This window comes from Stenotrophomonas bentonitica (assembly GCF_013185915.1).
Lineage (GTDB): Bacteria > Pseudomonadota > Gammaproteobacteria > Xanthomonadales > Xanthomonadaceae > Stenotrophomonas > Stenotrophomonas bentonitica.
Window position 1 is genome coordinate 2,406,556 of sequence record NZ_JAAZUH010000001.1, and the last position, 18,029, is coordinate 2,424,584.

The window sequence follows — 18,029 nt, forward strand, 5'->3', positions numbered from 1 at the left end:
GCAGGCCGCTTCGCCTCGGAAGCGCGGCCGGCGGTGACGCACCGAAGACGGTGTTGGGAATCAAGGGGCGCACCCGTCATGAACAGGGCACGGACACTAGCAGCGTCTGCCGACGTTGCCGGTTCGGACTGCGTGCAAAGTGCCTGGGCTTACGACGCCGCGAGCCGTCGCCGACGCGATGGACGGCTGCGGGTGGCCACCAGCACGACAACCATCACGCTGGCGGCAGTCAGCCAGAACACCCAGCCACCCAGCATCAGGTCCCGGGTCACCCCCGGCGGCGCGCAGCGCAGCTGCAGCAGGTCCAGGTGGCCGCCACTGTCCAGGCATGCGGCCACCTGGTCGAACAGGGCCAGCACCGGTGCTGCCCAGCCCGCCGACAGTGTCAGCGCGACCAGTGCCGCCATCAGGTACGGGATTCCCTTGTTCATGTGCGCGCTCCCAGCAGACAGCGCCAGACTCTGGGCGCGTCGCCGGGGCGCGACAAGGAGCACGCGACGAACTGGGTGAATTCCGGGATGAGTCGCGTTACCGCAGGGGCGAAGCTGATGCGCAGGAGCGGGGATGACCCGCCCCGCGCAGGATTCAGGCGACCTGCACGATGCGCGCGCCCTGGCACAGCGGATAGGTGGCCACCAGCTCGGCAATGCGCTCGCGCATCGTCTCGAACGAGGCGCCATACAGGTACAGCGCGGTTTCGCTGGGGCCCTGCCACCAGCTGCAGACCTCGCCGTGGCCGTCGATGCGTTCGACGATCTGGTCGAACACGTAGTTCGAGTCGCACTGTTCGTAGACCTCATCCGGCAGGTCGGTGCCGTTGAGGTACAGCGCCAGGCCTTCGGTGCTGCCGAATGCCAGGTCCGGTGCGCCTTCGCGCTGGATCAGCGAGCCCTTGGGCGCACCAAGTTGTTCGAGCGCTTCGATCAGGTTGGGCAGCGCGGCGCCGTCGTGCAGCAGGATCTCCAGATCGCCGTACTCGACCTCACCGTCTTCGGACAGCGCGGTGCCACCGCCCATGATCTCGCCGATGCCGGCGCCTTCCAGCATCGCATCGAGCGGGTCTTCGAACAGCTGCAGGCGGTGTTCGGGCTGCAGGCGGGCATTCAATTTGACGTTGAGGGAGAGCGGGGTCGTTGACATGGAATGAGCCGACAAAAAAGGTTGGTGGGATGGTTGCGTTGCGCGTCGTCCGTGACATGCCGTGGTCAGATCACCGTCAGGTTGGCGTACGCCATCACCAGCCACTTGCTGCCGGCCTCGGCGAACTCCACCTGCACGCGCGCGTGCGCGCCGCTGCCTTCGTAGTCGGTGACCATGCCTTCGCCGAAGCGGGCGTGGGTGACCAGCGCACCGAGCTTGAGCGGCGGTGCTTCCAGCGCGGCGTGGCCGGCCGGGCGGCTGGCACCGAGCGAGGCACCGCGTGAGACCTGCACCTTGGGCCGCACTTCATTGAGCAGTTCGCGCGGAATCTCACGCAGGAAGCGCGAGGGCACGTTGTAGTTTTCCTGGCCGTGGATACGGCGCGACTCGGCGTAGCTCAGCACCAGCTTCTGGCGTGCGCGGGTGATGCCCACATACGCCAGGCGACGCTCTTCCTCGAGCCGGCCACTTTCTTCCAGCGAGCGCGCGCTCGGGAACAGCCCGTCTTCCATGCCGGCCAGGAACACCAGCGGGAACTCCAGGCCCTTGGCCGAATGCAGGGTCATCAGCTGCACGCCCTCCTCGCCCGCCTGGGCCTGGCCTTCGCCGGCCTCCAGCGAGGCATAGGACAGGAACGCGACCAGCTCGCTCATGGTCTCGCCGGTCTCTTCGATGTCGTCCTCGCGCCGGGTGAAGCGCGAGGCCGCCGAAACCAGTTCGTCCAGGTTGTCCGCGCGCGATTCGGAATCCAGCGCGTTGCGGCTTTCCTTCGACCAGTGCTCACGCAGGCCGGAGCGGATCAACACATGGTCGATGCGTTCGGCCAGGGTCATCTCGCCGGCTTCGTGCTCCAGCTGGTTGACCAGGGTCAGGAAGCCGGCGAGCGCGTTGCGGGCGCGTGCGGCCAGTTCGTTGCCCTGGGTGGTCAGCATGGTGGCCTCCCACAGCGAGATCGCCTGGCTGCGCGCCAGCCGGCGCACTTCGTCCAGGGTACGGTCGCCAATGCCGCGGGTGGGCGTGTTGACCGCACGTTCGAAGGCGGCGTCGTCATTGCGGTTGGTCATCAACCGCAGGTAGGCCAGCGCATCCTTGATTTCGGCACGCTCGAAGAAGCGCATGCCGCCGTACACCCGGTACGGGACCTGCTCGGAGAGCAGCGCTTCTTCGAACGCACGCGACTGCGCGTTGCTGCGGTAAAGCACAGCGGCGTCGCCATAGCTGCCACCGTCGCGCACCCACTGGCGCGCGCGCTCGACCACGTACCGCGCCTCGTCCATTTCGTTGTAGGCCGCGTACAGGTCGATCGGCTCGCCGTCGCCGCTGTCGGTCCACAGTTCCTTGCCGATCCGGTCCGGGTTGTGCGCGATCACCGCGTTGGCCGCGCCCAGGATGTTGGCGCTGGAGCGGTAGTTCTGCTCCAGGCGCACGGTCTGCGCGCCCGGGAAATCCTTCAGGAAGCGCTGTACGTTTTCGACCTTGGCGCCGCGCCAGCCATAGATGGCCTGGTCGTCGTCGCCGACCACGAACACGTGGCCGCTGTCGCCGGCCAGCACGCGCACGAAGGCGTACTGGATGGCGTTGGTGTCCTGGAATTCGTCCACCAGGATCTCGCGGAAGCGCGAACGGTAGTGGGCCAGCAGCGCCGGGTTGTCGCGCAGCAGTTCGTGCGCGCGCAGCAGCAGCTCGGCGAAGTCGACCAGGCCGGCGCGGTCGCAGCGCTCCTGGTAGGCCGCGTAGGCCTGGCGCATGGTCTCAAGCCAGGCGTCGTTCGGCTCGGGCTGGATGTGCTGCGGGCGACGACCTTCGTCCTTCTGCTCGTTGATCCACCACGCGATCTGCTTGGGCGGGTGCTTGCTGTCGTCGATCTCCAGCTGCTGCACCACGCGCTTGACCAGGCGCAGCTGGTCGTCCGAGTCCAGCACCTGGAAGCTGTCGGGCAGCTTGGCGTCCTGGTAGTGCAGGCGCAGCAGGCGATGGGCCAGGCCGTGGAAGGTGCCGATCCACGCGCCGCGGCTGCCGTGCGGCAGCTGCACGTCGATGCGGTGGCGCATTTCGCCGGCGGCCTTGTTGGTGAAGGTCACCGCGAAAATGCCATGGGTAGGCACGCCGCAGACTTCATGCAGCCAGGCGATGCGGTGGGTCAGTACGCGGGTCTTGCCGGAGCCGGCACCGGCAAGCACCAGATGGTGGCCGGGCGGTGCGGACACAGCCTCGCGCTGGGCGGGGTTGAGCCCGTCGAGCAAATGGGAAACATCCATGCGCCCATTTTACCCCGTCGGCTGCCGCCGCAGGCGTGAACCCTGCAACCGGTTCAGGCGCTACTGCGCATTCACCGCAGCGGCGTGCGCCTGCACCCGCAGTTCGGGAATCGCCAGGCTTTCCCACAGGGTGCCGATGCGCAGGCTGCCGATCACCTGGACGTTCGGGTGCGGCTCGCCCTGCGCCGTGCGCAGATGGCCGGACGCATCGCTGTCCAGGCCAAGCCCGTGCGGACCGGGCCGGGCGTGGTCGTCGGCCAGCAGCTGCTGGACCAGTGGGTTGCGCATGCCCAGCGCGCGGGTTTCCACGCCGGTGGCGTTGATCACCGCGCCTACGTTCAGGGGTGCCAGTCCGCCCCGCGCACTGTGTGCGTGCAGCTGCAGGGTGTTGCCCTGCACCAGCAGCGCGTCCAGCCGGGCCCGGTGGCGCTGCAGCTGGCCGGAGTGCTCCAGCGTTTCCAGCTGGGCGTGCACGCTTTCGGCGATGCGGTGGCGGTGCACGTCCCAGTAGCGCACCACGTGGCGCAGGAAGCGGCGCTGGTCGGCCTCGTCCAGGCCCTGCCACAGCGCCTGCCCGAGCGGGCGCAGACGGTCCATCACCGCCTGCCACGGCACCCCCTGTGCTTCGGCGTCGCGCGCGTGCCGGCGCAGTGCGCGCAGGCGCGCGCGCAGCGGCAGGGCCAGCAGCGGCTGCGGATCGAAGTCGGCAGTGGCGCCATGCGCATGCGGCAATGGCAGCAGCGCATGCCGCGACAGTACGTGGATGCGGCCGCGATGGCCGGCGGCGGCCAGGGCAAGCGCGCTGTCGGCCATGCTCAGGCCGGAGCCGATGATCGCAAGGTCGTCGTCGCCGGCCAGCAGGCGCACACCGTCGTAATCCCAGGCATCGACCACGCGGCCTGGCGGGAGGGCCTCCGCTCCGGGCACGGGCAGCGGGCGCATGCTGTTGCCGCAGGCGAGCACTACCTGGCGGGCCTGCCAGGTTTCGCCGTCGGCCAGCCGAAGTTCGCACAGCGGCTCACCCGGGTGCAGCGCCACTACGGCGTCCTGCACGACCTGGAGCTGGGCCGGGCTGTCGGCCTGGGCCTCGTCGAGGCGGTGCTGAAGGTAGGCGGCGTAGTGGCGACGCGGCACGAACGTGTCGGCCAACACCTCGCGCGGTACACCCGGCAGCGCATCGGCCTGCAGCAGGTAGTCGAGGAAATCACCGGGCAACTCCGGCAGCGCGCTCATCTTGGCAGCCGGCACATTCAGCAGGTGCTCGGGCCACGGCGTGGCGTAGGCGATGCCCTGGGCCAGCGTAGAGGCGGGTTCGAACAGCGCGATCTGCACGCCGGTGGTGGCCTTGCGCAGCGCGTTCAGCGCCACCAGCGTGCCGGCGGCGCCGCCACCGATGATGGCCAGGTCTGCCTGGCGCGTGGAATCAGATGCAGTCATGCGCTGCATTGTAGGTCATGGGGGTGATGCGTCCTGTGCGCTACATCAAGGCATCGGCCAGACGCGCGATGCCTTCGCGGCTGCGCCGCCACGCCGGGCGCTGGCGCCAGGCCTCCAGGTCGAGCTGACGCGACTGACGCAGGTAGTCGGCCTCGATGTCGATCAGCTGCCGCACCAGCGTCGGCGCGTAGCAGAGCATGCCGATCTCGGCATTGAGCGCGAACGAGCGGATGTCCAGGTTGATCGAGCCGACCAGCGCGATGTCGTCATCCACGGTGAGGTGCTTGGCGTGCAGGAAGTGCGGTTCGTACAGCGCGATGCGCACGCCGGCGCGCAGCAGTTCGTCGTAATACGCCTCCTGCGCCCACGCGGTGAGGTGCTGGTTGTTGCTGGCCGACAGGATCAGCTGTACCTGCACGCCGGACAACGCGGCGATGCGCAGCGCACTGAGCGTGGCTTCGTCGGGCACGAAGTACGGCGTGACCAGCACGATGCGGCGGCGGGCCAGGTGGATCAGCGCGTTCACCGCGTCGCGCGCATTGCTGAAGGGATACGCCGGACCGCTGGGCAGCAGCTGGGTCGGCACGTCGTCGGCGCAGACCGGCTCGACCATCATCACTTCCAGGCGCTGGCCGGTTTCCATGTACCAGTCGCTGGCGAACACCGCCTCCAGATGCGCCACCGCCGGACCGCGAACGCGCGCGACCAGTTCACGGTTGGGGAAGCCGGGCACGAACTCGGCCTGGGCCAGGTTCTGCGAGCCGATGTAGCCGACCCGGTTGTCGATCACCGCGATCTTGCGGTGGTTGCGCAGGTCCATGCGCCCGCTGCGCCGCCAGCGCAGGCCGCCGGGCAGCATCGCGCGCACGTCCACGTCCACCGCCTGCAGGCGGTGGCGGTAGCGGCGCAGGCCGCGCTTGGCACCCACCGCATCCAGCAGCAGGCGGCACTGTACGCCACGCGCGGCGGCCCGCTGCAGGGCCTGGACGATCAACTCGCCGACCCCGTCGTCGAACATCAGGTAGTACAGCAGGTGGACGCGGTCGCGGGCCTGGTCGATGTCGTCCAGCAGGGCCTGCAGCGAGCCGTCGTAGTCGGTCAGCAGCTCGACCGCATTGCCGTGCACCGGCATGAAATCGCCCTGGCGCTCCACCAGCGGCACCATTTCCGCCGTGGCGGTGTCGGGCAGCGGGGTCCAGCGCAGCGGCGGCTGCAGGGCCTGTTCTTCACGGATGACCTGCGAGGCCTCGGCCTGGCGCTGTACGCGCTGGCGCGACAGCCACGGATGGCCGAACAGCAGGTACAGCGGCAACCCCAGCAGCGGCACGAACCCGACCAGCAACAGCCAGCTGCGCGCGGCCCCCGGCGTGGTGCGGCTGGGAATCCACAACAGCGCCGCCAGCCGGATCAGCCAGTCCAGCAGCAGCAACCAGGAACCCAGCAGCCATTCGAACAGCATCGGTTCGCCCGTGTGGGGGTGTGCGGGCATTCTGCCATGCATGGCCGGAAACGAAAGAACCCGCCGGAAGGCGGGTTCTTTCTTTGGCACTCAGGCAATCCGGCGGGGGATTACTTGATCTTGCCTTCCTTGTACGGGACGTGCTTGCGCACGACCGGATCGTACTTCGAGAATTCCATCTTCCCGGGGGTGTTCTTCTTGTTCTTGTCGGTCGTGTAGAAGTGACCGGTACCGGCGGTCGAAATCATACGGACCTTATCGCGCTTGCCTGCCATGATCGTCTACTCCTCAGACCTTTTCGCCGCGCGCACGCAGCTCAGCCAGAACGGAATCGATGCCGTTCTTGTCGATGGTGCGCAGTGCATGCGCGGAAACACGAAGCTTGACCCAGCGGTTCTCGCTGGCAACCCAGAAGCGGCGCTCGTGCAGGTTGGGCAGGAAACGACGACGGGTCTTGTTGTTGGCGTGCGAGACGTTGTTACCCGTCTGCACTCGCTTGCCGGAAACTTGGCATACGCGGGACATTGCGCACCTCGATGAAAGTATGTGTCAGCCCATAGCCCGGGCGACGGCGGCCTCGACGGTTTCCCGCCACACGTCATGAGAATCAAAGGGTTACGCTGACGAGGGCAGGCCGGATGACGTGTTCCCGGCCGCCAATCCGGACAAATCCGGACACAGCGAGCCGCGCATTATGCAGCAGCAACCCCAGCAGCGCAAGTTGTCCACAGATCCCCGGGGTGCCTGCCTGAACAGGCGCCGCCTGCACATGGCGGTCGCAGCCACTGGCGATACTGGTGCCTTTACGCAGGAGAACCTGATGCGGCTGCTTGCAGTGACCTATGGAACCGAAGGCGACACCCGGCCGCTGGTGATGCTGTGCCATGGGCTGCAGGCGGCGGGGCACGACGTGATGCTGCTCGCGGAGGGCGGGACGCTGGGCACGGCGCAGGCGTTGGGCGTGCCGCATGCGGCGCTGGAGGGCGACATCCATGATGAGGTGGTGGCGCTGGTGTCACGGGGTAACAACCTGGCGGCGGCGTCGCGGGGGCTGGCGCGGATGGCGCAGCGGCATGTGCCGGCGTGGATGCGGCAGGCCGATGCGGCGGCGGCCGGTTGCGATGCGGTGCTGACCGGTGGGCTGGCGGCGTTTGTGGGCATGAGCGTGGCCGAGCATCATGGGGTGCCGGCCATCGGGACCGGCATGATTCCGCTGACGCCTACCGGTGATTTCCCGTCGCCGTTCCTTCCGCGGGTATCGCTGCCCGGCGCGTTCAACCGGTTGAGCTACAGCCTGGTCAATCACGCGGTGTGGCGGACGTTCCGCAAGCCGATCAATGCGGCCCGGAAGGCAATGGGCATGCCCGCGCGACGCTCGCTCTGGCACGACCTGCCGATGCTGTACGGCATCTCGCCCAGCCTGATGCCGCCACCTGCAGACTGGCCGGCCGATCACCATGTGTGCGGGCAGTGGCGTGCGCCCGATGTGGACTGGCAACCCGAGCCTGCGCTGCAGGCGTTCCTGGATGCGGGCCCTGCCCCGGTCTATGTAGGGTTCGGCAGCATGACGGGCTTTGACCGCAGCGTGATGCCCTCGCTGCTGCAGGCGTTGGCGCCGCGACGCGTGTTGTTGTTCCCCGGCTGGGCCGGCGTGCCGGACGGACCGTTGCCTGCGAATGTATTCGTGGTCGGCCCTACCCCGCACGAAGCGCTGTTTCCGCGCTGCGCGATGGTGATTCACCACGGTGGCAGCGGCACCACCCATTCTGCATGTCGTGCGGGCGTTCCGTCGTTGGTCATGCCATTTGCCGCAGATCAGTTCTTCTGGGCAGCACGGTTGCAGGCCTTGGGCGTGGCGCCTGCGCCACTGTCGCAGAAGCGGTTGGATCACGACACGTTGGTGAAAGCGATTGAATTTGCCGAGTCTTCTGACGTCCTTACCCGTGCAACCTCACTGGGACAGGCGATGGCGAGCGAGCACGGCGTCCAGACTGCAGTGACGTTGGTTGAGAAAATGCTGAAGCGAGACCCAGTGCGTGCGTGAGCGGCTCAGGGATGCTGTAATCGGAGCACGACCTCGCCCTTGCCGCCGTCATTCAGTTGACCAAGCGGCTCGGGTTTGAAAAAACCGCCGTGAGGCGGTTTTTTCATGGGCGGACGTTTCACCCCGTCAGGGCGTTTCCTTCCTGTGCAACCACCGGTACAGCACCGGCAGCACCAGCAGGGTGAGCAGCGTGGAGGAGACGATGCCGCCGATCACCACCGTGGCCAGCGGGCGCTGTACTTCCGAGCCGGCGCCGACATTGAAGGCCATCGGCACGAAGCCGAGTGAGGCCACCAGTGCGGTCATCAGCACCGGGCGCAGGCGGCCGAGCGCTCCTTCGCGCACCGCATCCAGCAGCGGCATGCCGCCTTCGCGCAGGCTGCGCACGAAGCTGATCATCACCAGGCCGTTGAGCACCGCCACGCCGGACAGTGCGATGAAACCAACACCGGCCGAGATCGACAGCGGAATGCCGCGCGCGGCCAGCGCGAGTACGCCGCCAGTGAGGGCCAGCGGCACGCCGCTGAACACGATGGCCGCGTCCTTGACCGACCCGAATGCCCAGAACAGCAGCGCGAAGATCACGATCAAGGTGACCGGCACCACGATCGCCAGGCGCTGGCTGGCCGAAATCAGCTGCTCGAAGCTGCCGCCGTACTCGATCCAGTAGCCGTTGGGCACCTGCACGTCGCGGGTGATCGCCTGCTGAAGGTCGCGGACGAAACTGCCCAGGTCGCGGTCGCGCACGTTGGCGGTGACCACGATGCGGCGCTTGCCGTTCTCGCGGTTGATCTGGTTCGGCCCTTCGCTGTTGGCCAGGGTGGCCAGTTCGCGCAGCGGCACGGTGCGCGCGGTGCCGCTGGTCCAGCCGCCGGCCTGGCTGGATTCGTCGGCATCGCCACCGTCCAGCGCCGGCGCCAGCGACACCGGCAGGTCGGCCAGCGCGGCCGGGTCCTGGCGCAGCGCCTCGGGCAGGCGCACCACGATGTCGAAGCGGCGGTCGCCCTCGAACAGCTGGCCGGCCACCTGCCCACCCACCGCCGTAGCCACGGTCGACTGCACCTGGCCCGGATTGAGCCCGTACCCGGCCAGCGCGCTGCGGTTCGGGGTCACGGTGAGCAGCGGCAGGCCACTGGTTTCTTCCACGCGCACGTCGGCCGCACCGGGCACGCTGCCGGCCACGCTGGCAATGCGCTTGCCGACCGACAACAGGGTTTCCAGGTCGTCGCCGAACAGCATCACCGCCACGTCGGCACGCACACCGGAAATCAACTCGTTGGTGCGCATCTGGATCGGCTGGGTGAACTCGTAGTTGTTACCGGGCAGCTGCTCCACCGCTTTTTCCAGCTCGGCCAGCAGGGCGGCACGCGGTTTGCGCGGGTCCGGCCAGTCGCTGCGTGGCTTCATCATGATGAAGGTATCGGCCACCGACGGCGGCATCGGGTCGGAAGCGACCTCGGGCGTACCGATCTTGGAGAACACCTTGGCCACTTCCGGGAACTGCACCAGGCGGGTCTCGATCAGCTTCTGCATCTCGATGGACTGGCTCAGGCTGGTGCCGGGGATGCGCATGGCATGCATGGCCACGTCGCCCTCGTCCAGGTTGGGCACGAACTCGCTGCCCAGCCGCGTGGCGAGCAGGCCGCAGCCAATCACCAGCACCAGCGCACCGGCGACCATCCAGCGTCCGCGCCGCAGCGAGAACGCCAGCAGTGGCTGGTAGCGGCGACGCACCCAGGCCATCACGCGATTCTCTTTTTCCTGCACGTTGCCGCCCAGGAACAGCGCGATGGCGGCGGGCACGAACGTCAGCGCGAGCACCATCGCGCCGCTGAGCGCCAGCACCACGGTGATCGCCATGGGGTGGAACATTTTTCCTTCCACGCCCGACAACGCGAAGATCGGCAGGTACACCGCGGTGATGATGCCCAGCCCGAACAGGCTGGGACGGATCACCTCGGCGGTGGCGCTGGCGGTTTCGGCGAAGCGCTCTTCACGGGTCATGGCACGGCCCAGCGCATGCTGGCGCTCGCCGAAGCGGCGCAGGCAGTTTTCGATGATGATGACCGCGCCGTCGACGATCAGGCCGAAGTCCAGCGCGCCCAGGCTCATCAGGTTGGCCGAGACCCCACCGCGCGCCATGCCGGTGAGGGTGAACAGCATCGCCAACGGAATCACCGCGGCGGTGATCAGCGCCGCACGGAAATTGCCCAGCAGCAGGAACAGCACCACGATCACCAGCAGCGCACCTTCCACCAGGTTCTTCGCCACGGTCTGGATGGTGCGGTCGACCAGGCTGGTGCGGTCGTAGCTGGCGGTGACGGTGACGCCTTCGGGCAGGCTGCGCTGCGCCTGTTCCAGCCTGGCCGCGGCGGCCTGGGCCACTTCGCGGCTGTTCGCACCGATCAGCATCACCACCGTGCCCATCACCACTTCGTGCCCGTTCTGGGTGGCGGCGCCGCTGCGCAGCTCGGGCCCGTCGGCGACCTCGGCCACGTCGTGCACGTGGATCGGCACGCCTTCCCGACGGGCCAGCACGATGTTGCCGATCTCCTCCAGGTTGGCGACCTGGCCGGGAATGCGCACCAGGAACTGCTGGCCGTTGCGTTCGATGTAGCCGGCGCCGACATTCTGGTTGTTGCTTTCCACCGCCCGGGCCACGTCTTCCAGGGTGAAGCCCAGCGCGCGCAGGCGCGCCGGATCGGGCGTGATGTGCACCTGGCGCTGGAACCCGCCGATGGTGTTGACCTCGGTCACCCCCGGCACGTTGCGCAGCTGCGGCCGGATCACCCAGTCCTGCAGGGTGCGCAGGTCGGTGGCGGTGTAGGCACTGCCATCGGGTTTGCGCGCCGCCGGATCGGCGTCGATGGTGTACATGAAGATCTCGCCGAGGCCGGTGGAGATCGGCCCCAGCTGCGGGTCCAGCCCGGCCGGGATCTGCGACTTCACCTGCAGCAGGCGTTCGGCGACCTGCTGCCGCGCGAAGTAGATGTCGGTGCCATCCTCGAACACCACGGTGACCTGCGACAGCCCATAGCGCGACAGCGAGCGCGCCTGCTCCATGCGCGGCAGGCCGGCCATCACCGTTTCCACCGGGTAGGTGATGCGTTGTTCGGCCTCCAGTGGCGAGTACCCCGGCGCGGCGGTGTTGATCTGCACCTGGACGTTGGTGATGTCCGGCGTGGCATCGATGGGCAGCTTGGTGAAGCTCCACACGCCCACCGCGACCAGCGCGGCGGTGAGGGTCATCATCAGCCAGCGATGCGCGATGGAGGTGGCGATGATGCGTTCAAGCAACGCGGGGCGCTCAGTGCTCATGCGCGGCCCCTGCCTTGCCGATGTCGGCCTTCACTACGTAGCTCTGTTCGACCACCACGTCCTCGCCTACCGCCAGGCCGTCGAGTACCTCGACCTGCGTGGCGTCGCGCGCGCCCAGCCGCACGCTGCGCGCGGTGTAGGTGTCGCCGCTGCGCACGAACACCACGTCCTTGCCTTCCAGCGTCTGCAGCGCGCTCAGCGGCACCACCTGCGCGGCCGGCCGGGTGGCCACCACGATGCGCGCCTTCACTGCTGCGCCCGGCCGCCACAGGCCGTCGTCGTTGCGCAGGGTGGCGCGGGCCACCGTGCTCTGGCTGGCGGTGGCGGTGCCGGGCAGCACGCGTTCCAGCGTGGTCGCCTGGGTGACGCCGTCGGTCATGCGCGAGACGGTGACCGGCACGCCGGCGGTGATGTGCTGGGTGTCGTTGCCGAAGATGTGCAGGTCGACCCACAGCGTGGACAGATCGCCGATCTCGAACAGGGGAGTGCCCTCGCCCGCCACGCCACCGACCTGAGCCTGGCGCGCCAGCACCACACCACTGATCGGCGCGCTCACCGTGTAGGTGGTGAGGCTGAGGTTGCTCTCGATGCTGGCCAGCACCTGGCCGGCCTGGACCTTGTCGCCGACGTTGGCCCGCAGCGAACGGATCGGCCCGGGGAAGCGCGCCATCACCTGGGCCACGCGGCCGTCCACCGGCGTCAGCAGGCCCTGCACATCGTGCTCGTCGGCAATGGTGCCGGCGGCGACAGGCGCGACACGGATGCCCGACCGTTCAGCCATGGCAGCGGGGATGACGGTACTTTCCGGCGCATCGTCATGCTCGTCCCCGCGTAGCGACACGCCATGCGTGTCCTCGGAGTGCCCGTCACCCTCGCCCTCCCCGGCAGTCGGCGGTGCATCCTTGCCACACCCCGAAAGCGTAGACAGGCACAGCAGCAGGAAGGCCATGCGCGATGCACGCGAAATGATGGAGATGTTCATCGACGGTCGTCCTCTGGCGTGGCGGCGAGCATGCTCTGCCCGGTAAGGCGCTGGATTTCGATCAGGCCGGTCTGTGCAGCGATCGCCGCGTCCAGCTGGCGCTGCCGTGCTTCGATACGCATGGCCTGCAGCTGGGCCCATTCCATGTAACTGATGGCCCCGGCGCGCCACGCCTTCTCGGCCGCGTTCTCGGCGCGCTGCAGCTGCGGCAGCACATCACGCGTCATCCGCGCCGCTTCCAGCCGCGAGGTTTCGTAGCGGCCATGCGCCTGCGCCAGGGTGGTGTACAGCTGCAGCGCGCGCGCTTCGCGTTCCACGCCGTTGAGCGCGAGTTCGGCTTCTGCCGCGCGGATCTCCGGCGCGGCACGCGCCACGCTGCCCAACGCGAGGCTGAAGCCGCCGACCAGCGAGGTGTCGCGGCTGTCGCGGCTGTTGCGCACACCGACCTGCCAGTTGAAGTCCGACCGCGCCTGGGTGCGCGCCAGCTGCAGCTGCGCGTCGCGTACCCGGCGTTCGCCGGCCAGCACCGCCAGTTCCGGCGTGCGCTGCAGTTCGTCGGCCAGCACCTCGAACGGCTGCAGTGCCGGCAGCTGCAACGGGTCGCCGCTGACCACGTCGAAACCGGGCTCTCGCTCGCGCCACAGTGCGGCCAGCGCCACGCGCGCGGCGCGGTCGGCCTGCAGCGCGCGGTCGCGGTCGACTTCGGCCTGGGCCAGCATGGCCTGGGCGGTCAGCAGCACCGACTCGGGCGAGGCACCGGCCTGCAGCCGCAGCCGCGCGGCAGCCACCGCGCGGCGACGCTGCTCGATGTCGGTCTGGGCTATGGCCAGCTGCGCGCGCGCTTCGGTGATGGCCAGGTAGCGCTGGGCCACCGCCGCCATCAGGTCCAACCGGGCGATCTCGCGTTGCGGCGCCAGGGCGTCCAGGTTGGCCTGGGCCAGCACGCGACGGGCGTCGAGCTTGCCGCCCCGCTCCAGCACGCCGGCCAGGGTGACGGTGAGTTCGGCGGCGTCGAAGCCGCGGCTGGCGCCACTGCCCAGTGCGTTCTCCAGCTCAACGCCGACGGTCAGCGGCGGGCCGAAGGCGGCAGCGTCGCGGCGGGCCTCCCAGATCGGGCGCTGGGCATCGGCCAGGCGCAGGTCCGGGTGCTGCCGTGCGACGCGGGCGATGGCCTGGTCAAGGCTGAGCGGGGTGGCCGACGGCATGGCGACCGCGGGTGGGACATCGACGAACGGGGTAACAGGCGTGCTGCCCTGCGCATGCGCGCACGGCACGAACGCAATGGCAGCAACGGCTGCCAGACGCATCCACATGGGGAATCTCCGAGTTGCGGTTCAAAGGTGACATCGCGGCATCGCGCCGCGTGGGGTCACACCGCTATCGGGGGGCGCAGCAGGCTCTCGGGCGGCTGCGCCAGCAGCTGCGCAGTCAGCCCGGTCGGCACCGCGTGCGCGGGCGCCGTCGGCAACGACCAGGCCGAGGCGGCAAGCGGCAGCACGCCGCCATGGCCATGGCACTGCCCGCAATGCACCAGCGCGTGCAGCAGGCGCGCGCCGTCGTCGTCGTCGTCGTGGTTGGAATCGGTATCGTCCGCCGCTTCACCGGATGCGTGCGAGGCGGCATGCGCCTGCCCGGTCACGTCGGCATGCGACAGCGCGTGCAGGTCGCCCAAGGCCGAGGCCAGCGCGCCGCCGGCCGTGCCAAGCAGCAGCACCACCAGCATCAGCAGGCGGAGCGGCAGCGACAGGTGGCGGCGCAGGCGGGACATCATCGGCGCAGGGTAGCCGCGCCGATGTCCGTTACACAATCGCAGCGGGAGCGGCCGTTCATACCCTGCGCAGCGTTGCCGGTGTGTAACGGGCGTGGTGCAGGTCGTGCTGGCGCAGCGCTTCGGCCGCGCTGCAGGGGCCGGGTGTCCGCTCGCGCGCGCGACCGTCGCGGGCCGGCACCTGCAGCAGGTAGTCGCACTGCACGGTGCCGTCACTGCGGCCCAGGCTGCCCGGTACGCTGCGTACCGGGTCGCAACCGACCCGCACCCGCTGCGAAAACGACGGGCTGATGTCCTCCACCCGCAGGCTCGGCACGCCCAGGCGTTCCCCCAGCCCGACCGTGTCGTTGAAGTCACCGGCATGTCCGTCACTGACCAGCGCCACCCAGCGCTGCATGGGCGCGATGGCGCGCTGCTGCCGCTGATCGTGCTGGATGCGCTGGGCGGCGACATGGTTCATGACCTTGATGCGCAACTCCAGCGAATCCAACCCGGCCGTTCCCTGCGCGCCCTCCAGGTGGTAGCTGGCCATAAGGTCCAGCGCGACAACGCGGATGCCCGCCTCCGCCGCCGCCTGCACCAGGGCACGGAAAGTGCCGCCGCTGGCCGCATGGGTGTGGCGGCCCATGTCCTGCGAGTCCAGGAACCGCTCCAGTGCGTGCGACAGCGTGCCGCTGGCGCGCAAACGGTCAAGGTCGCCCTGGTGCAGTTCGCTCTGCAGGTGCTCCAGGTACAGGGTGGTGACCCCGAGACTGCGCAGCTCGGCCATGTGGTCGATCAACAGGCGCTTGCTGCCCTGGGCAGCGTGGTTCGCGCCGATCACCAGGCCGTTGGAGTACTGGTAAAGCCGTTCCAGCAGTTCGGCGTGACTGGATGGTGGCGAAAGGTCGGGCCACGGCCGACGCACGCCAAGCGCCTGCGCGGGATCACCCAACGCGGCATCCACCAGTTGCGCGCGCGTGGTGAAGAAGCTCTCGATCGCCCTGCGCTCGTCGCGGTCCTGCGACGGCATCGCGTACTGCGAGTCGAGCAGCCGTCGATACTTCTGCATCAACGGGGTCAGCACCTGGATATGCCCGGACGGCAGGGCGAAGCGCTGCAGCGGGTCCGGCTTGGGCGGGCGTGGGGGTGCCGTGTCCAGCCGATGCGCCGTGGCGGCGACGGGCAGCCGGTTGTGTACTTCGAGCAGGTGCGGCGTCGTGGCGGGGCGACGACGCGCCGCGCGCGGAGAGAGAGAAGAAATCAGACGGTACTTCAGTGCGGACAGGGCATCCAGCATGGTCGAGCTCCTTGTGGGGGCCGACCAGCCTAGTCATCTGCCTGGCGCACAGTGCGATGCGCTAAGCAGTTTCCGCATCGTGCCGGAGGGCCATGTGCCGATGCGTGCGCCAGCGCACATCGGCAATGGCCGTTGCCGACATCAGGGGGCGCGGTTCGCGTCGATGTACGCGCGGATCTGCGCATCCAGCACCGGCAACGGCACCGAACCCTGCTTGAGCACGGCGTCGTGGAAGGCCTTGACGTCGAAGCGGTCGCCCAGCGCCTTTTCGGCTTCGCCGCGCAGGCGCACGATCGCAATCTCACCCAGCTTGTAGCTCAGCGCCTGGCCCGGCCAGGAGATGTAGCGGTCCACTTCGGTGGTGACTTCGTGTTCGCTCAGCGCGGTGTGGTCGCGCAGGTAGGCCAGCGCCTGCTCGCGGGTCCAGCCCTTGTGGTGCACGCCGGTGTCGATCACCAGGCGCGCGGCGCGCCACATTTCATAGGTCAGGCGGCCGAAGTCCTCGTACGGGGTTTCGTAGATGCCCATTTCGATGCCGAGCCGCTCGCTGTACAGGCCCCAGCCTTCGCCATAGGCGGAAATGTAGGCGTTGCGGCGGAACTCGGGTTGTTCGCCCTGCTCGGCGGCCAGCGCGCCCTGCAGCGCATGGCCGGGGTCGGACTCGTGCAGGGTCAGTGCGGGCAGGTTGTACAGCGGGCGCGCCGGCAGGTTGTAGGTGTTCACCCAGTAGGTGCCCATGCCGCCACGGCCGGCGGTCCAGAACGGGGCGATGTCCGGCGGCACCGGCACGATCGTGAAGCGGGCGCGCGGCAGGGTCATGTACTTGCCGATCACTCCGTCCACGCGCTTGGAGATCCACGCGGCGCGGTGCAGCAGCTCGTCCGGGGTCTTGGCGTAGAACTGCGGGTCGGTGCGCAGGAAGGTCAGGAACTCGGCGAAGCTGCCCTTGAACCCGACCTGCTTGATGACGTCGTTCATTTCCTTCTGGATGCGCGCCACTTCCTTCAGGCCGATCTCATGGATCTGCTGCGGGGTGAGGTCGAGCGTGGTGTATTCGTGAATCTGCTGCTGGTAGTACGCCTTGCCATCCGGCATCGCTTCGGCGGCCAGGGTGGTGCGCGCCTGCGGCACGTATTCGTTGACGAAGAAGGTGCGCAGCCTGGCGAACGCGGGGACCACGCTGCCGCTGATGGCCTGGCGGGCCTGGGCCTGCAGTTCGGTCTGCTCGGCGGCCGGAATGCTGGCCGGCAGCTTCCTGAAAGGCGCATATAGGGGAGACTGGGTCGGGTCCTTCAGCTCGGACACGGTGGCGATGGAGACCTCGCGGCCGTCGAGCACGGCCTGCGGCACGCTGAAACCGCGCTTGAGGCCGGCGCGCATGTTTTCCGTCTGCTGGTCGAAGTAGCGCGGCACATCGTTGAGCCTGGCGATGTAGTTGCGGTAGTCCTTGGCGGTCTTCATCTCACGGCGCGCCATGAACGAGATGCCGGACCAGAACGAGGAGTCCGAATTGAACGGCATTTCGTACGCGCGCAGGCGCACGTCGGCGGCGAGGTTGTAGACCTGGTCGCGGTAGATGGCGTAGTTGACCTGGTTGGTCGGCGAGAGCGCCTTGGTATCGAGCTTGTCGAGCTGGGCCAGCACGTCGTCCCAGACCACCAGGCGCGCCTGCTGCGCGGCCGCGCCCACGTCGGGCATGCGGGTGGCATTGGCCGGGCCGTCGCTGTCTTCGCTGGCCTCACCGCCGCCGGTCTGGCGCCAGGCCCATTCCTTCTCGTAGATGGCGCGGAACGCGGCGTCGGCCGGAGACTCAGCGGCCAGGCTGGCCGGCGCGGCTGCGGTGGCCGGCGGTGCGGCCTGCACGGCGTGGGCAGGAAGGGCCAGGGCGAGCAGCAACGCAGCAACGAGCGGTGATTTCACGATCAGGGGTTCCCAGGGGACGGCAAACCCCGATCATGGCACCCCGGTCTGGCCCGCGCATGGACCGATTGTCATGCACCTCAGTGTTCCGCGCGGTCCCGTTTCCAGCCGCGGTGCTGGATATCCAACTTCAGGCTGTACAACGCCGTGAACGCCGGGAACAGGTTCTGCAGCACGCCGACCGAGTCCTGTTTGGCCGAAAACAGGAAGTAGCTCAGCGTCATCAGGCTGCCGACCACGCTCATGTACCAGAACAGGCGCGGGATCACCGGCTTGCCGGCGCGGCGCGAGGCCACGAACTGGACCAGCCAGCGCCCGCCGAACATCAGCGCGCCGGTGTAGCCGATCAGCTTCCAACCCGTGACATGCAGGCCGGTCCAGAACAGCCAGGTCAGCGGTTGGTCGAGCCAGTGCAGGGCCATCA

General features: G+C 68.5%; 15 protein-coding genes. 1 reads left to right on the forward strand and 14 read right to left on the reverse strand.

Going from position 1 to position 18,029, the window contains the following annotated elements:
• Positions 1–149: 149 nt before the first annotated feature.
• From HGB51_RS10635 to rpmB, 7 genes are all read right to left on the reverse strand, one after another.
• Entirely contained in the window at positions 150–431 is a 282-nt protein-coding gene (locus tag HGB51_RS10635) for a hypothetical protein (RefSeq protein ID WP_070207173.1), read from the reverse strand.
• 154 nt (positions 432–585) lie between these two features.
• Entirely contained in the window at positions 586–1,140 is a 555-nt protein-coding gene (locus HGB51_RS10640) for a hypothetical protein (protein WP_070207174.1), read from the reverse strand.
• A 65-nt stretch (positions 1,141–1,205) separates the two neighbouring features.
• Positions 1,206–3,398 carry a DNA helicase II gene (gene uvrD / locus HGB51_RS10645; RefSeq protein ID WP_070207175.1) on the reverse strand — a complete coding sequence of 731 codons (2,193 nt, stop codon included), beginning with the start codon at positions 3,396–3,398 and terminating at the stop codon, positions 1,206–1,208.
• Between the two features lie 60 nt (positions 3,399–3,458).
• Entirely contained in the window at positions 3,459–4,835 is a 1,377-nt protein-coding gene (locus HGB51_RS10650) for an FAD/NAD(P)-binding protein (protein ID WP_246233424.1), read from the reverse strand.
• A 40-nt stretch (positions 4,836–4,875) separates the two neighbouring features.
• Entirely contained in the window at positions 4,876–6,294 is a 1,419-nt protein-coding gene (gene cls / locus HGB51_RS10655; protein ID WP_070207177.1) for a cardiolipin synthase, read from the reverse strand.
• A gap of 110 nt (positions 6,295–6,404) precedes the next feature.
• Positions 6,405–6,572 carry a 50S ribosomal protein L33 gene (gene rpmG / locus HGB51_RS10660; RefSeq protein ID WP_170272460.1) on the reverse strand — a complete coding sequence of 56 codons (168 nt, stop codon included), beginning with the start codon at positions 6,570–6,572 and terminating at the stop codon, positions 6,405–6,407.
• Positions 6,573–6,582: 10 nt separating this feature from the next.
• A complete protein-coding gene (gene rpmB / locus HGB51_RS10665; RefSeq protein WP_005411638.1) occupies positions 6,583–6,819 on the reverse strand; it encodes a 50S ribosomal protein L28 in 237 nt (78 codons plus the stop codon).
• Positions 6,820–7,114: 295 nt separating this feature from the next.
• On the opposite strand from rpmB, the gene HGB51_RS10670 reads away from it, so the two are divergent.
• A complete protein-coding gene (locus tag HGB51_RS10670; protein ID WP_070207185.1) occupies positions 7,115–8,338 on the forward strand; it encodes a glycosyltransferase in 1,224 nt (407 codons plus the stop codon).
• A gap of 126 nt (positions 8,339–8,464) precedes the next feature.
• On the opposite strand, the gene HGB51_RS10675 is transcribed toward HGB51_RS10670, so the two are convergent.
• The 7 genes from HGB51_RS10675 to HGB51_RS10705 form a co-directional block, all read right to left on the reverse strand.
• Positions 8,465–11,656, reverse strand: coding sequence for an efflux RND transporter permease subunit (locus HGB51_RS10675; protein WP_141739081.1), 3,192 nt, complete (start codon positions 11,654–11,656; stop codon positions 8,465–8,467).
• Positions 11,646–12,638 carry an efflux RND transporter periplasmic adaptor subunit gene (locus HGB51_RS10680; RefSeq protein ID WP_084738885.1) on the reverse strand — a complete coding sequence of 331 codons (993 nt, stop codon included), beginning with the start codon at positions 12,636–12,638 and terminating at the stop codon, positions 11,646–11,648. Before HGB51_RS10680 ends, HGB51_RS10675 begins: the two co-directional genes overlap by 11 nt.
• Entirely contained in the window at positions 12,635–13,951 is a 1,317-nt protein-coding gene (locus tag HGB51_RS10685) for a TolC family protein (protein WP_070207179.1), read from the reverse strand. The genes HGB51_RS10680 and HGB51_RS10685 overlap by 4 nt, the downstream gene beginning before the upstream one ends.
• A 56-nt stretch (positions 13,952–14,007) precedes the next feature.
• On the reverse strand, positions 14,008–14,406 hold the full coding sequence (locus tag HGB51_RS10690) for a DUF2946 family protein (RefSeq protein WP_141739082.1): 399 nt from the start codon (positions 14,404–14,406) through the stop codon (positions 14,008–14,010).
• Between the two features lie 58 nt (positions 14,407–14,464).
• Positions 14,465–15,685, reverse strand: a complete 1,221-nt coding sequence (locus HGB51_RS10695; protein ID WP_070207181.1) for a membrane-targeted effector domain-containing toxin — start codon at positions 15,683–15,685, stop codon at positions 14,465–14,467.
• Between the two features lie 141 nt (positions 15,686–15,826).
• Positions 15,827–17,605, reverse strand: a complete 1,779-nt coding sequence (locus tag HGB51_RS10700) for a DUF885 family protein (RefSeq protein WP_171966808.1) — start codon at positions 17,603–17,605, stop codon at positions 15,827–15,829.
• Between the two features lie 80 nt (positions 17,606–17,685).
• Positions 17,686–18,027: a lipid-A-disaccharide synthase N-terminal domain-containing protein gene (locus HGB51_RS10705; protein WP_070209275.1), complete on the reverse strand. Its 342-nt coding sequence runs from the start codon at positions 18,025–18,027 to the stop codon at positions 17,686–17,688.
• Positions 18,028–18,029: the final 2 nt, after the last annotated feature.

Bases quoted from the DNA above. Each gene is read 5' to 3' on its own strand.
- HGB51_RS10690 (WP_141739082.1), bottom strand. From the start codon at position 14,406: ATGTCCCGCCTGCGCCGCCACCTGTCGCTGCCGCTCCGCCTGCTGATG.
- HGB51_RS10680 (WP_084738885.1), bottom strand. From the start codon at position 12,638: ATGAACATCTCCATCATTTCGCGTGCATCGCGCATGGCCTTCCTGCTG.
- HGB51_RS10650 (WP_246233424.1), bottom strand. From the start codon at position 4,835: ATGACTGCATCTGATTCCACGCGCCAGGCAGACCTGGCCATCATCGGT.
- HGB51_RS10695 (WP_070207181.1), bottom strand. From the start codon at position 15,685: ATGCTGGATGCCCTGTCCGCACTGAAGTACCGTCTGATTTCTTCTCTC.
- HGB51_RS10640 (WP_070207174.1), bottom strand. From the start codon at position 1,140: ATGTCAACGACCCCGCTCTCCCTCAACGTCAAATTGAATGCCCGCCTG.
- HGB51_RS10635 (WP_070207173.1), bottom strand. From the start codon at position 431: ATGAACAAGGGAATCCCGTACCTGATGGCGGCACTGGTCGCGCTGACA.
- HGB51_RS10675 (WP_141739081.1), bottom strand. From the start codon at position 11,656: ATGAGCACTGAGCGCCCCGCGTTGCTTGAACGCATCATCGCCACCTCC.
- HGB51_RS10670 (WP_070207185.1), top strand. From the start codon at position 7,115: ATGCGGCTGCTTGCAGTGACCTATGGAACCGAAGGCGACACCCGGCCG.
- rpmB (WP_005411638.1), bottom strand. From the start codon at position 6,819: ATGTCCCGCGTATGCCAAGTTTCCGGCAAGCGAGTGCAGACGGGTAAC.
- uvrD (WP_070207175.1), bottom strand. From the start codon at position 3,398: ATGGATGTTTCCCATTTGCTCGACGGGCTCAACCCCGCCCAGCGCGAG.
- HGB51_RS10705 (WP_070209275.1), bottom strand. From the start codon at position 18,027: ATGGCCCTGCACTGGCTCGACCAACCGCTGACCTGGCTGTTCTGGACC.
- HGB51_RS10685 (WP_070207179.1), bottom strand. From the start codon at position 13,951: ATGTGGATGCGTCTGGCAGCCGTTGCTGCCATTGCGTTCGTGCCGTGC.
- cls (WP_070207177.1), bottom strand. From the start codon at position 6,294: ATGCTGTTCGAATGGCTGCTGGGTTCCTGGTTGCTGCTGCTGGACTGG.